The following is a 13,131-nucleotide window of genomic DNA, read 5'->3' on the forward strand; positions in this document are numbered from 1 at the left end:
GGGCCGACGGGACCATGGTCACCGCCGACGCCGGCGGGGACATTCGTCGAGGCGTGGGGATCGGCGGCAGGGTTGAGTTGTGTCCAATTACCCTTCAGAGGGAGCCGGTGCTCGGCAGAGCCCGATCCCGCATCGAAGGATCGCCCCCGAGGTGCGAGTCGCGAGTATTCGTTGGTGCTTTCGTGTGGGGAGTGCAGTTGATCGACCGCGTCATCTCTCGGAATCGGCTGGCGGTCATGGCCGCCGTGCTGCTGCTGGCCTCGGGTCTGGCCGCGCTCGGTAGTCCGCGCGCGTACGCGGCCGATATCACCGGGCGCAGCTACGCCAATGCGGCGGGCACCCGCAACTACTACCTGCACGTGCCGCCGGGTGACACGGCGGGCAAACCCCTGATGATCTACCTGCACGGCTGCACCGACCCCGAAGCGCAACTGGCCGACAACGGCTTCTCGCTGACGAGGATCGCCGACGAGCGGGGTTTCGTCCTCGCGTACCCGATCCAGACCAGGGACGCCAACGAGCGCTGGTGCTGGAACTGGTTCGACCCCGCCAACCAGGAGCGCGACACCGGTGAGCCCTCGATCGTCGCGGGCATCACCGAAACCCTGATCGAGGAGTTCGGGATCGACCGCGCCCGCGTCTATGTCGGCGGCTACTCCGCGGGCGGTGGTATGAGCACTGTCATGGCGGCCACGTATCCGGATCTGTACGCCGCCATAGCCCCGATGGCGGGTGGACCGTACGGCATGAGCCTGCAGCCGCTCGAAGCGGATCTCACCGGCGCCACCATTGTCGCGTCGATGGGCCCGCGGGCCCGCCCTGTCCCGGCCTTCTTCCTCCAGGACCTCGCCGATCAGACCAGCCTCTACCCGATCGGCCGTGCCAACATCCTGCAGTGGCTCGGCGCCGATCGGCGGGCGGGCAACCTCACCCTCGCCGACGCGCCGACGGCGGTCACCACCACCGCGGATCCGGTCCCCGCGACCATCGAGCACTACACCGGAAGCGGCTGTGAGCTGGCACAATTCGTCACACCCATCGGACCGGACCACATCGGCGGCGGGCTGCTCATGCAGTCACCGTCGGGACTCACGTTGCAGCGCCGGATGATGGACTTCCTTCTGGCGCATCGACTCACCGGTCCGCGGCAGGTCTGCTGAGGGGCGGGGCGAAGTTGGTGCTCGGCGAACTGGCTGGACGCCGTGGCGATACCCGGATGCCGAGGGCTGCGGCGGCCTGTACCGCGAAGGAGAGCTCCGCGCCGAGCTCGACAGTCGCCGCGCGGCGCTGAGCTGATTGTTGGAAGCCTCGGTTCAGAACTTGCCGAGGTGGTGTTCGATTCGGTGCCCGAGTCGGGCGGCGAATTCGGTGATGAAGTCCTCGGTGAGGGGCGGCCAACCCCAGAAGTCGAAGGCGAGGGCGCCCAGGGCGAAGTCGTCCGCCCATTGCCAGGTGGGGATGGGGCTCGGTGTGGTGCAGGAGGGGCAGGTTGCCGCGCCGGTACCTGTTCGCTTCCAGGCGTCGATCGCGTCCGAGAACGGCTGCCATACGGCGGGATCGGCTTCCCATTGTTGCGGGTAGTCGATGATCACGGTGGTGGCCTGGCAGCGTGGGCATACCGCGGAGGCCGGTTCGATGCAGCCTCGGCCGGAATAGTGGTCGTGGCGGCCGACGATGACGGCGACGGGGCCGGGGATCCAGTCGGCGCCCCATTCCTGGGTGATCTGCGGCCAGTCGGGGCCTGGCACAAAGCCTTCGTCGACCTGGAGGCTGTACATCGCGTCGCGCGAAGTCTCCCGAAGCAGCCATCGCCGCGACACCATCCAGTCCACCATGTGCTGGGCCAGCGTGCTCGCGTCGGCCGAGGCTACATCGAGGTCGACGATTCGTTCGAAATAGTCACCCACACCCGCATCCTGCCACCGAGGACCGACAGCCCGTACCGGAGCCGGCGGGCGCCGAGTGGCCTCCATCCGATCGGTGAACAAACACATTCCACGGCAACATGATTCGACTGCTAGTGTCGCCCTCCGTGAATACTCCGTCCTCTCTTGCCGAGGTCCGCGCCGAGATCGATGCGATCGACAGCACGATGATCGAACTCCTCGCGACCAGGCAGGAACTCGTGCGCGCGGCGGCGACGTTCAAACGTGACGAGCACGCCGTCCGCGCCCCCGACCGCTTCGCGCAGCTGATCGCATCGGTGCGGGAGCGGGCGGACGCGGCGGGCTTGTCGGCCGATGTCGCGGAGACGATTTGGCGCGCGATGGTCGGCGCGTTCATCGAACTGGAGCTGGCCGAACACGAGTCGCTCCAGGCGAGCGAGTAGCCGCCCCAGCGCACGGCCTTCTTCACCCGGTGATCCTTCGGTCGAAGGCAGGTGAGTCACCTCCGCCGGGTCGTTCGCGAAGTTACGCGGCGGTGTGCACTGCCTCAGCTTCCGGAGGGGCGAGAATGCTTTTGAATTCAGGGCAGTCGGCCAGCGGTTGATGGGTGCAGGTCGCGGTGTGGCGCAGGCCGTCTCGCATCCTGGTCAGGCGGGCGATGTCCTCGTCCAGTTGCTTGGCTCTGTCGGCCAAGTGGGTTCGGAGTTCGGCGTCCTGGGGGGTGGCTGTCAGGAACCTGGCGATCTGCGCGATGGTGAACCCGGCCGAGCGGGCGCAGGTCACCAGGGCCAGCCGTGCGAGCACATCCGGGTGGTAGGTACGGCGTAAACCGTTGCGGCCGTCGGGCTCGATGAGGCCCCGCTTCTCGTAGAACCGCAACGCGGATGGGGTCAGCCCGGCCCGCTCGGCGACTTCGGCGATATCCAACGACGTCATGCCTGATTACTCCTTGACTTGAACCGCGCTTCAAGTTGCACGATAGGCGCATGACCGAAGAAAGAGAAGACCGGATCTCGTTGCACCCGCAGGTCGAGGCGTATTTGGAGCGACTCGCCCGATTCAATTTCGGTGAGCTGCATACGTTCCCCGTCGAGCAGGCGCGCGAAGGGGTGCGTAGGGGGATTGTTCTGCTGGGCGAGCCCGAAGCTGTTGCCGACGTCGAGGACCGCATGATCCCCGTAACGGATGGGGATCTTCGGGTCCGGATCTACACTCCGGCGGGTGAGGGCCCCTTCCCGCTGTTGGTGTTCTTCCACGGTGGCGGGTTCATGCTCGGCGATCTGGACACCCACGATGGTCTGTGCCGAAGTCTCGCGAATGGGGCCGAGTCGATCGTGGTCTCCGTCGACTACCCGAGGGCGCCGGAGTACAGATTTCCGGCAGCACCCGATGCCTGCTACGCCGCGACGCAGTGGGTTGCCGACAACGCGGCCGGCATAGGCGGGGACCCCGCTCGGATTGCTGTCGGCGGCGACAGTGCCGGAGGCAACCTGGCGGCCGTTGTCGCGCAGACGGCGCGGGATCACGGCGGGCCTGACCTGGTTTTCCAGCTGCTGATCTATCCCGACCTCGATTTCCGGAGAACGAATTACTCCATCCGCGAGTACGCGGGCAAGTACGGCAATATCGGCAGGGCCACCCAGCACTGGTTCATGGACAACTACCTGACCGCTGAAGAGGAGAAGCTCGATCCCAGAGTCTCGCCCCTGCTCGCCCCCGACTTGGCTGGGCTCCCACCGACACTCGTCATCACCGCTCAGTACGACGCGCTGCGAGACGAGGGTGAACAGTACGGCCAGCGGTTGGAGGCAGCCGGCGTCCCGGTCACCGTCAGCCGCTATCCCGGAATGATCCACGAATTCGTCCGGCACACTTTCGACGACAGCGAGAAAGCGCGAACCGAAGCAGCGACAGCACTCCGGAAGGCGTTCATCCGCTGACCGTCACCGCACGCGGGCAAACATCCAGGATCTTCTCCTCGAATGCGGCCCCGCACCGCAGGAACCAACCGCTGGACCGATCGAGGTCCTGGATCAGCCACAGCGGTATCGGCGTCCGACTGGTGGCCGGACGCCGATACCGGTCACCTCGAGCCGGTGACGTGCCGAGCCCTTCGCGGGCCGCTCGTTTCGTCCGTGCAGGCCCCGGGGTGACCGCTGAAGCGTTGAAGCAACGCGGCAGCCACGCCGGGGCCTGCGGGAACGGCCGAGCTAGATCGTCTCCGACACCAGGGCAGCCGCAACACGTCCGCGTTCTGCGGACGTACTGTCGCTCCCCGGACCGGGGATCGGTCCCGTCAGCTCTGCCGTCAAGTGCTCGCCTTCGATATCCACCTGTGGCGTCAGCCGTGCGAGCCATCCCGGCAGCCACCAGGCTCGGTCTCCGAGCAGGGTCATGACCGCGGGAATGATCGTCATCCGAACGATGTAGGCGTCGAACGCGACTGTGATGGCCAGTGCGAAGCCGATCGACTGGATCAGTGCGTTGTCCTCCATGACGAAGGCGGCGAACACCGCGATCATGATGACCGCCGCCGCGGTGACAACCCTTGCGCTGGAGGTGAATCCGCTGGCGATCGCGGTGGTTGCGGACTCGCCTCGGGTGTAGGCCTCCCGTATCCGAGACGCCAGGAACACCTGGTAGTCCATCGCCATGCCGAAGACTATGCCGATGAGGAAGATCGGTATGAAGCTCACCAACGGTTGCGGATTCGGCATGATGCCCAGTCCGCCTTCTTGGAAGACGAAGACCGTCGCGCCCAGAGTGGCGAGCACGCTCATGAGGAATCCCAGCGTGGCGGTCAACGGGACGAGCAGAGAGCGGGACACGACTATCAGGAGCAGGAACGCCAGGCCGACCACGGCCAAGAGGTACGGGATCAACGCGTCACCGAGTCGAGACGAGATATCGAGCTCTATCGCGGTTTGCCCGGTTACGCCGTAGGAGATACCTGCGTCATGCAGGAGAGACTCTTTCGTGCGCAGTTCCGACACGAGGTTCCGGGTTTCCGCGCTGGACGGTCCCGATGCCAGGGTGACCAGGATCTGCGCGGTGTCACCCGTGGGGCTGAGAGCGGCAATCTGAGCGCTCTGCACTCCGCGCGTGCTGGACGCGGTGGCGACAACCCGTGTGAATGCGTCCGTGCGATCCTGGGCGGGGACGTTCCGGGCATCGGCGACCACGAGCAGCGGCCCGTTGCGTCCCGGCCGAAACCATCCGCGATCAGCTCATAGGCTTTGCGTGCGTGACTCGACGGATCATCGGTCGCGGCGCTCGGCAGCGCGAGCTCGAGTCGGGACATCGTACCTATGGCGCGCCCCGCGGTCTCGGCCCTGTCATCGGTGCGTTCGAGTTCGTCCCGGACCCGCGCGAGGATGAACAGCGAATAGTCGATCGCCACCGCCAAGCCGATCATCACGGCGAGTGCGGGTGTGAACTCGCTCAGGTCCAGGAATCCGGTGTCTATGGTGATCATCAAGCTGGTCGTCACTACTCCCACGATGGCTGTGAGCAGCGGCAGGCTCGCGGCGACCAGCGAACCGAACATGACGAGTCGCCTGCGCTGATCCAGCGCAAGTTCGGTGTGCCATCATAGTGACGAAAGTTGCCTATGTGGTTTGTGGTGTTCCTCCGTCGGTAGGGCCAATCGCGACCTGCGTCGAGAGCGGGTCTCCTGGGAGGCGCGGAACAGATGGCATTCGACGAAAGCGGCAACCAATCCACGCGCGTCCGCTGACACCGCTCGTCATCGCTTGACCCACCGTTGCCCGCAGGCACCGGCCGAGCTGTAGTAGCGCACTACTCCAATTCCATCGCCGCCTGAACGGGTTGAACGGCATACCAATCGGTGGCCGGCTCGTCGGTGCCAGTCTTGCGGCTGCGCGCCTCCGAAACCGTCGTTCTCGTCGGCGTCTCGCGTGAAATTGGCGTAGTCGACTACCCGTGTCAACCCCTGCGGAGATCGTCATCCTTAGAAGTGCAAGACAAACGTGAACTTCGGTCTATCGGGCCTGAGCGACAACGAAGTCGGTGCGGATGCCGGGGCAACGGCGCGGCGACATCCGCCTGAGTCCGAGATCGAGCACACCTGCCAATGGGCGACTGCTCGAGCACATCGATGTGCGGGTCGAGGGACTTTCGTCATCGAAGCAGGGGCCTGCTGCGGCGTCGACCGACCGGCCGCGGCACGACCGGAGGTTCGGTCGGTGTCAGTAGAAAGGCGTGGTTATCCTGCCGCCGAAGAGGTCGGAACTGTAGCTCTGGTAGATCGGGTCGGCGACGTTGCGCAGATGGTTCATGGCTGCGTGGGCGTCTCGCCAATAGCGTTGGAAGGGCCGGTCGAGCCGAAGCGCGCCGCCGCCGGCATGGGTGAAGAGGCTGTCGACGGCGTCGACGGCTCGGCGCACCGCCCGGACCTGATCGTTACGGAAGGCGATGCGCTCGCTCGCCGTGAGTTTCTCTCCGGAAGAAGTGATGTCGAACATGCGATCGGCGTTCGTGAGCAGGACCGCGCGGCTGGCGTTGATGTCTGCGGTGGCCGCCCCGAGCGCCGACAGTTGATGCGAGTGCTGACTCACACGGGACCCGTCGACCGCTAGGGCGCGCGATGTTCGCGATGCTGGCCGTGCTCGCCGAGTACCAACGCGAGCTGATCCTGGCCAACACCACCGACGGACTCGCCGCCGCACGCGCCCGCGGCCGCGTCGGCGGGCGCCGGCCGAAACCGACCGCTGAACAAGCCGAACTCGCCCAGCGCCTCTACGACGAGAGCCAACACACCGTCGCCCAGATCGCCGACATCCTCGGAGTCGAACGCGGCACCCGCTACGGGCACCTCGACCCCGCCGGTGTCGGCGCCCGGCCCCGCTACGGGCCCGCGACGTCCCTGCCCGCTTGACACTGATAACCGAAAGTCATTCCGGCAGTGTCCGATTCATAGCACGACGCAAACGAACCACAACGCCGATGACAGGGCACTCTTCTGGCGGATCGGTCACAGCGGTCAGGAATCTGCGTTCGTCGATTCCGAGAGGTAACCTGAGGCGCACGGTACAGCGGGAGGGGTGTGGTTTGACGCAACGCTGGGTGACGATCTGTCTGCCGCCGGATGCGATCGATGACGTGGAAGCCGCGATTACGCGATCTCTTGCTCCATTCGAGATGCGGCAAGGGCTCCCGGAGCGAGATATGTGGGACACGTGGCGGATTCGGGATGGCGGGGAAGGAGCCGGGTTCTACGTCCGGCCGGGCCATGAGGACGATCCTCGGCTGATTCACGACGGCCCCAACCAATTCGGCATCGTGCTGCCCCCCAAGCGAGGCGAGTGCGCGGGCGGCCCGAAGTCCTTGCTGAATGTCGCGGTGCACAACCTGTCATGGCCCGATGTACTCACCCTGGACGGTTGGTGGGTCGAATCGAGCGGCATTTGCCGACATAAGGATTGGGGCGAGACCATGTCCCGTGAGGACCAACCCGACTGCCCCATACCACCGGGCGGCATCGAAAACTACCTGGAGACACTGCCCGACGACACAGTGCTTGTTCGGGTCTGTTGCCACGGCTAGCAGCACCCTCTCTTGCCGCATAGTGCGCCTGCAGTGATGCTCTGGGCGGAGTCGACGGGCATCACGAAAGCGGTTGCGGCTGTTGTTATTTCTTGCCGGATCCGCCGCTGTTGGCGTTGGTCGCGCCCGCGGATTGGGCGCGGCTGTCGAATCTTGTTGCGGCCGTGCGGCTGCGCGGGTTGTGAGCTCCTGCGTTCTGGATCGCGGAGGCCCTGCTGGCGGTCAATACATCAGCTGCGCAAGCCAGGGACGAACTCTTCGCCCCTGACGATCGAGTCGCTGGTGTTGTTGGCCACTCGTGTGGAGGTCATCCTCCGGCCTCTCGCATTCGCGTCATGCGGGGGTGCCGCCGCGAAGCCAGTCGGCCCAGGGGATGCCCCAATCGCCGTTCTGCCAGATGTCGAGGGGGTCGCCGCCGGTGTTGCGGACCTCGACGACGTCGCCGGGGACGACGAAGTCGTAGAACCATGCGGCGTCGTTGGGGGAGAGGTTCAGGCAGCCGTGTGAGACGTTGGTGTTGCCTTGGGCCCACATGGTTGCGGCCAGTTCGTGCACGAAGATTCCGTCGTGGCTGATGCGGACCGCGTTGTTGATGCTCGTGCGGTAGCCGCCGGAGTTGGTCGGCAGGCCGTAGCTGGACGAGTCCATGATCACCGGGTTGTTCCGGTCGAGCACGGTGTAGATGCCGGGGCGGGTCCAGAACGACAGGTATCTGCCACCGACGACGGTGGAGCCGCCCTTGCCCATCGATGTGGGCATGGTGCGCACCAGGTTTCCGTTGTCGAAGACCTCGATCTGTTTGGTGTCGTCGTCGGCGATCGCGACGTGCGCGGGGCCGATGATCACCGACACCCGTTGGTCGCGCAGACCGTAGCGGCCGTCACCGAGCGCGCGTCCGAAGAGTTCGGCCTCGATCGTGATTCTGGTTCCCGGCGCGTGATAGCGCTCGGGCCTCCAGTGTGCGTTGTGATCGTCGAGCCAGTACCAGGCACCGGTGACGGCGGGCTGGGTGGTGACCTTCAGATGGCGTTCCGCGGCGGCCCGGTCGACGGGTTCGTCGAAATGGGCGACGAGCACGAAACCCACTCCGTAGGTGTCGTTTTCGGCCAGCTCGACGAGATTGGCGGAGCGCAGGGAGACGTCGAGGAGTTGTTGCGGTCGCACCGTGGTGCAGGTCGTCGTCGCGGTGACGTCGCCGGCTTCGCCTTGCGCCACGGCTCTGGCGGTGTAGGTGTGTCCGTAGCCGAGTGGTTCGGCGCTGGTCCAGGTTCGATGATCGGGTGCCGGGGCGCCGGGCAGTGATCTGCCCGTTTCGTCGATCCATTCGACCGACCGCAGTGTCCCGTCGGTGACCGTGACCGTGCCGGGGCTGCGCGCATCGACGTCGTGGGTACCAGGTGGAGGATCGAATCGGATCGTGGCGGGTTTGGGGGGCGCGGGGTCGAGCCGCCCGCATCCGGCCAGGGTGAGGCCACCCGCACCGGCGAAGCCGATCAACAGCCGACGACGTCCCAATGCCACCGCGTATCTCCCTTCGCTGGGTGCAGCAGGGCCGACCTCTGTCCGCAAGCATGTGACAGCTACGCGCGGGCGGAGATGGCAACGAGCGGTATCTCCACCGATCCGTCGCACAACCGACACCGTTCCGCGATTGATCGGAATTTTCGGACAAGACGGTCAAAGCGTCGCTGTGCCCGACTTCAGGGGGAACGTGTCGTGGCGATTATGTGGACGCATTTACTCCCTGGTCCAGCCCGTGCGCGGGCATCAAATGTGACGAAGTCCGACCGTCGAATGTGATGCAGGTCATTGACCGAGGAGGTGGGGTTGGGCATCGTCATCAATTCGTTATCGGAAAGAACCTGGTTGGAGATGCCGAATGGCCGACCACAATTTTGCTTACGACCTCACGCTGGACGAGGCCCGACGGCGCAGCGCCGTCGTCGCGGCGCTCGGTGACGACTGGGATCCGGTGGCGGTGCTCGCCGAGGAAGAGCTGGCGTACGACATGCTGTACTCCAATCTCGACGATGAGCAGCAGCGGATCTACGAGGAACTCGTCCAGGCCGGGATCCTGCCGGAACGGGCGCCGCGCCTTATCACCGACTGATCTCACCGCCGAGCACGAACCTGACTGGTGTTCGGCGTGTCGCCTCCGGCGCCGTCGTCACCGACACAGCTCAGCACGATCATCACGTCCGCACGAGCAGTACCTTCCTTCTCGACGTCTTCGATGAACCCGACCCGGCTCGCCGGGCCGCAGCCATCGCCGAGACCTATACCGACGATGTGGTGTGGCATGAATCGGACCGCCCGGTGCGCAGGCGCGAGGATTTCGAATGCCGCGCCGAAGAGTTGCGTGCCGAAAATCCGGACTGGGTCTTCCGGCCCGCAGGCCCCGCGTCGGAGCTCGACGACATCGGCCACCTCGGCTTCCACTACGGCCCTGTCGACCAACCTCCGGTGGTCAGCGGCATGGACATCGCTCGTACCAAAGACGGCGTCATCATCGAGCTCTACACCATCGTCACCGAGATCCGTCAGCCGTCCTAGCTCGACCGAGATGGCCGGCCGGGAACTTCTACGGAGTGCGCTACTTCCGGTGGGCTCTCCTTCGGACTTGCTTCGGAGACACCATGATCCCGCCTATCGCGCGTTTCCCAACGGCCACGCGGCCGCACCCTGAGGTCTGACGGTCGGTGGCCGCGTCGCGGGGTCCGAAGAGAACCCCGCGACCAGCTACCAGCTGTGTTGCGCCGATCCCGCATCCGTCAGGCGGCGTCGAGGGCCGCGGTGATCTTGTGAGCCATCGCAGCAACGGCGGGGCTGGGCTCGCTCTTGCGGGACCCGGCGGCGGCTTCGATGGCGATCAGGACGGTGCCGCGGAAGTTGTCGGCCTCGGCCGGATGTTGCTTGCCGAGCAGGCTCATCGCTGCGGTCAGGGCAGGCAGCACCTGGTCGGCGAGTTCGGCGACGGACTTGCCGTGCAGGTGGATGTCTTTGGACTTGGCGGCGAGCACATGCCCGACCAGCCCGGTCGCCGAGGTCAGGGCGATGGAGCCGTGCGCGATGCCCTTGTGCGGCGCACCGGAGGCGGCCATCAGCGACACGGCGCCGTAGGCGGCGGTGCGCAGGGTGCTGTTGTCCTGGTCGGTCAAGGTGATGGTGGTGGACATGTCGTGTACTCCTCGAAATCGGTTGTGGCACCGACTGAAACGGTGTCGGCGCCGGTCGTTGTGTTCGATGTACACACCCTCGCCGGGCCGACTGACACCGACCTGACATACCCCTGACACCTCTGCTGACACCGCGTCGGCCATCGACGCGCTGACCGCTGTGATTGACTGAGGGCTTCGGTGAAGTGACTCTTGCCGGTGCCGGAAAGGTCACGGACGCACCGGTTTTCGCGGCGTCCGATCCATTCCCGGGTGCGCAGCGAGGCCTGGGTGGCAACGGAAGGCTCCCCGGTTTCTCAATAGCCGGGCACGTTCTGCGCCACGGCGGGTGCCAGGCGTGAAGATGTTGCCTGTTCGAGACATCCGCGTCTCGATCTTCGGCCCGCGTGGAGGGTCCATCAGCCCGGGATGGGTATGCGCATCTCGAGCCGTGGCTGGAGAAGCTCGCCGCGTTCGCCCCGGAAGATCCGCGGCGGGCACGGATGCGGGAGCAGATCGTGGCGTGCGGGTTGCCGCTGGCCGAACACATCGCGCGCCGGTTCGCCGGTCGTGGCGAGGCGTTCGAGGATTTGCTCCAGACCGCGCGGGTGGGACTGGTGCAGGCGGTGGATCGCTACGACCCTGTCCGGGGAAGTTCGTTTTTGGCGTTCGCAGTGCCGACGGTCATGGGCGAAGTGCGCCGCCACTTCCGGGACCGCACCTGGGCGATGCGCGTCGAACGCGGAGTGAAAGAGACGCACGCGAAGATCGGCCCGGCGACCGAGGTCCTGGCCCAACGGCTGGGTCGGTTGCCGACCGCGCGGGAGATCGCCGCCGAGATCGACGTCGACCTGGTCGAGGTCGTCAAGGCGATGACCGCAGCCAACTGCTACAACACCAACTCACTCGACGTGACCATTCGCGACGAGGACCTCGACGGCCCCTGCACGCCCGGGACCGCCGTGTGCCGCGACGAGAAATGCTATGGGCTGCTCGAGGACGCTATGGCGGTGCGGCCGTTGATCGCGGCACTGCCCGCGCGGGAACGACAGATCCTGATCTGGCGCTATTTCGGATCGATGACCCAAACCCAGATCGCCGAACGCCTCGGCGTATCCCAGATGCACATCTCCCGAATCCTTTCCAGCACCCTGGCCAAATTGCGCGAACAAACCCTCACCGAGCCCAACGCCACCTGAACAACCGCATGCGCGGCGGCTGCCTCGGACCTGCGCCTTGCCCGCCGCCGCGCCCCCGCAACAGAAGCACCCCTGTTCGACCCGGAGGTCCTCCTCGGAAGTCGATTGAGCTGCTGCGGGATTGGGAACTGGCGAATCGGGTATTCACGTGGCTGCGTGCCGAGCTGCGGTCTCCGGGAAGAGTGCCGTGTCGTGCTGCCCTGAGTAGGTCGTGTGCGGTGGCGAGCACGCGGGTGGCCGACGGCAGGCGGACGCCGAGATGGTCGATGTGTCGAGGAGAGGTCTTGTTGCTGCAATCTGGGGTCGGTCGTGGGCGGTCGCTGCGATCTGTCGACGCCATCCGGCGCTGCGGGTCCGGAGTCACTAGGGTCTTTCGTTGTAGTAGTCGAGAGTGCGGCCGGGACGGCCGGGGAGGAGTGCCGCCGATGGGGAATCCGATACCACCGGGTCAGCCGGGTGGGTACGGGTCGCCGGGCCAGTCGAATCCGTATGGGGGTCAATTGAACCCGCAGCAGAGTCAGCCGCATCCCTATCTCGGTCAGCCGCATCCCTACGGTGCACCGCCGCCCGGCGCGCCGAGTCCGGTGCCACCCGTGCCCAGTTACGGTCCACCGAACCGACCGGCGAGCGGCGGCGCGATGGAGCGGGTCGCGGGCGGTCTGCTGTTGGTCGCCGCGTTGCTCGCCATCGTCTTTCGGGTGGCCAACGCGTTCTCCGCGAGTTCGCGTTTCCTCTGGTCGGACATCATGCTCGTGCTGATGATCCTGCTCGCGATCCTCACCGGTATCTGCGCGCTCGCGGGGATGGGCGCGAAGTATCCCGCGCTGCGCGCGCTCGCGGCGGTGGCTGCGGGCATGCTCCTGTCCGGCATGGTGGAAGCGGTGCTCAGTGCCGCGCAGTTCGAATTCCTCTTCGAAGACACCTTTTGGTTGTCCATCCCGTGTGCGCTCGCCGCATTCGCCGCCACCCTCGCGACGGTGGTCGCCGCTGCTGCGGCGCGAACGCCGCCCGCGCCGGGAAGTCAGGGGCCGCACGGGTACCCGGCCCGGAACTAGTCGCCGCGCCGTAGCTCCGCAACCGGTGCTCTGAAACAGCGGAGGGAAGCGCAACCGAACCGATGAACCTGGCGCCGACGAGTCCCTGTCGGCATCCAGAGCCCACCATCAAGGCCTCGAAGCTCTGTCGCAGGCCACTGACATCCAGATGCCCGTCGGGGCATTGGTCACGAGAAACCTACGCGCGTCGCCGAGTTCGTGGCGGTGATCTCAACCCGGCCCGGACGGTGGAAACTCCGATCTGACGTGGGTACCGAGGGTTTCCAGCGTC

14 protein-coding genes and 1 pseudogene are annotated in these 13,131 nt (G+C 65.9%); 9 read left to right on the forward strand and 6 right to left on the reverse strand.

Annotated elements, in window-relative coordinates:
* Positions 1-191 precede the first annotated feature (191 nt).
* Entirely contained in the window at positions 192-1,160 is a 969-nt protein-coding gene (locus AC3EO7_RS34530; protein WP_435593480.1) for an extracellular catalytic domain type 1 short-chain-length polyhydroxyalkanoate depolymerase, read from the forward strand.
* Positions 1,161-1,313: 153 nt separating this feature from the next.
* Here AC3EO7_RS34530 and AC3EO7_RS34535 read toward each other — a convergent pair whose 3' ends face one another.
* Positions 1,314-1,907, reverse strand: coding sequence for a hypothetical protein (locus tag AC3EO7_RS34535; RefSeq protein WP_435593481.1), 594 nt, complete (start codon positions 1,905-1,907; stop codon positions 1,314-1,316).
* A gap of 125 nt (positions 1,908-2,032) precedes the next feature.
* Here AC3EO7_RS34535 and AC3EO7_RS34540 point away from each other — a divergent pair, with 125 nt between their 5' ends.
* Positions 2,033-2,329 carry a chorismate mutase gene (locus tag AC3EO7_RS34540; RefSeq protein WP_431971484.1) on the forward strand — a complete coding sequence of 99 codons (297 nt, stop codon included), beginning with the start codon at positions 2,033-2,035 and terminating at the stop codon, positions 2,327-2,329.
* An 82-nt stretch (positions 2,330-2,411) separates the two neighbouring features.
* Here the strand turns inward: AC3EO7_RS34540 and AC3EO7_RS34545 are convergent, their stop codons facing one another.
* The gene (locus AC3EO7_RS34545) at positions 2,412-2,822 is read right to left on the reverse strand and encodes a MerR family transcriptional regulator (RefSeq protein WP_431971483.1); all 411 of its coding nucleotides are present in this window, start codon (positions 2,820-2,822) and stop codon (positions 2,412-2,414) included.
* A gap of 50 nt (positions 2,823-2,872) precedes the next feature.
* Here AC3EO7_RS34545 and AC3EO7_RS34550 point away from each other — a divergent pair, with 50 nt between their 5' ends.
* Positions 2,873-3,826 (forward strand): alpha/beta hydrolase, encoded by a 954-nt coding sequence (locus AC3EO7_RS34550; RefSeq protein ID WP_435593482.1) that lies wholly within the window; start codon positions 2,873-2,875, stop codon positions 3,824-3,826.
* A gap of 270 nt (positions 3,827-4,096) precedes the next feature.
* On the opposite strand, the pseudogene AC3EO7_RS34555 reads toward AC3EO7_RS34550, so the two are convergent.
* Both AC3EO7_RS34555 and AC3EO7_RS34560 read right to left on the reverse strand, forming a co-directional pair.
* A pseudogene (locus AC3EO7_RS34555) lies at positions 4,097-5,436 on the reverse strand (MMPL family transporter); the annotation flags it as partial.
* 658 nt (positions 5,437-6,094) lie between these two features.
* Entirely contained in the window at positions 6,095-6,463 is a 369-nt protein-coding gene (locus AC3EO7_RS34560; RefSeq protein WP_435593483.1) for an acyl-CoA dehydrogenase family protein, read from the reverse strand.
* A gap of 29 nt (positions 6,464-6,492) precedes the next feature.
* Here AC3EO7_RS34560 and AC3EO7_RS34565 point away from each other — a divergent pair, with 29 nt between their 5' ends.
* Both AC3EO7_RS34565 and AC3EO7_RS34570 read left to right on the forward strand, forming a co-directional pair.
* The gene (locus AC3EO7_RS34565) at positions 6,493-6,783 is read left to right on the forward strand and encodes a recombinase family protein (protein WP_435593484.1); all 291 of its coding nucleotides are present in this window, start codon (positions 6,493-6,495) and stop codon (positions 6,781-6,783) included.
* A 173-nt stretch (positions 6,784-6,956) separates the two neighbouring features.
* Positions 6,957-7,451 (forward strand): hypothetical protein, encoded by a 495-nt coding sequence (locus tag AC3EO7_RS34570; RefSeq protein WP_435593485.1) that lies wholly within the window; start codon positions 6,957-6,959, stop codon positions 7,449-7,451.
* A 333-nt stretch (positions 7,452-7,784) separates the two neighbouring features.
* Here AC3EO7_RS34570 and AC3EO7_RS34575 read toward each other — a convergent pair whose 3' ends face one another.
* Entirely contained in the window at positions 7,785-8,972 is a 1,188-nt protein-coding gene (locus tag AC3EO7_RS34575; RefSeq protein ID WP_431971481.1) for a L,D-transpeptidase, read from the reverse strand.
* A 358-nt stretch (positions 8,973-9,330) separates the two neighbouring features.
* Between AC3EO7_RS34575 and AC3EO7_RS34580 the strand changes: the two genes are divergently transcribed.
* Together AC3EO7_RS34580 and AC3EO7_RS34585 are read left to right on the forward strand one after the other, a co-directional pair.
* Entirely contained in the window at positions 9,331-9,561 is a 231-nt protein-coding gene (locus AC3EO7_RS34580; RefSeq protein WP_431971480.1) for a DUF6400 family protein, read from the forward strand.
* Positions 9,562-9,581: 20 nt separating this feature from the next.
* Positions 9,582-10,004, forward strand: coding sequence for a nuclear transport factor 2 family protein (locus tag AC3EO7_RS34585; protein WP_435593498.1), 423 nt, complete (start codon positions 9,582-9,584; stop codon positions 10,002-10,004).
* Positions 10,005-10,222: 218 nt separating this feature from the next.
* On the opposite strand, the gene AC3EO7_RS34590 is transcribed toward AC3EO7_RS34585, so the two are convergent.
* Entirely contained in the window at positions 10,223-10,627 is a 405-nt protein-coding gene (locus AC3EO7_RS34590; RefSeq protein WP_431971479.1) for a hypothetical protein, read from the reverse strand.
* Positions 10,628-11,013: 386 nt separating this feature from the next.
* Between AC3EO7_RS34590 and AC3EO7_RS34595 the strand changes: the two genes are divergently transcribed.
* Positions 11,014-11,805 (forward strand): RNA polymerase sigma factor SigF, encoded by a 792-nt coding sequence (locus AC3EO7_RS34595; RefSeq protein WP_431971478.1) that lies wholly within the window; start codon positions 11,014-11,016, stop codon positions 11,803-11,805.
* Positions 11,806-12,230: 425 nt separating this feature from the next.
* Positions 12,231-12,860, forward strand: coding sequence for a hypothetical protein (locus AC3EO7_RS34600; RefSeq protein WP_431971477.1), 630 nt, complete (start codon positions 12,231-12,233; stop codon positions 12,858-12,860).
* The last annotated feature ends 271 nt before the right edge of the window (positions 12,861-13,131 follow it).

Source organism: Nocardia sp. bgisy118, from assembly GCF_057708605.1.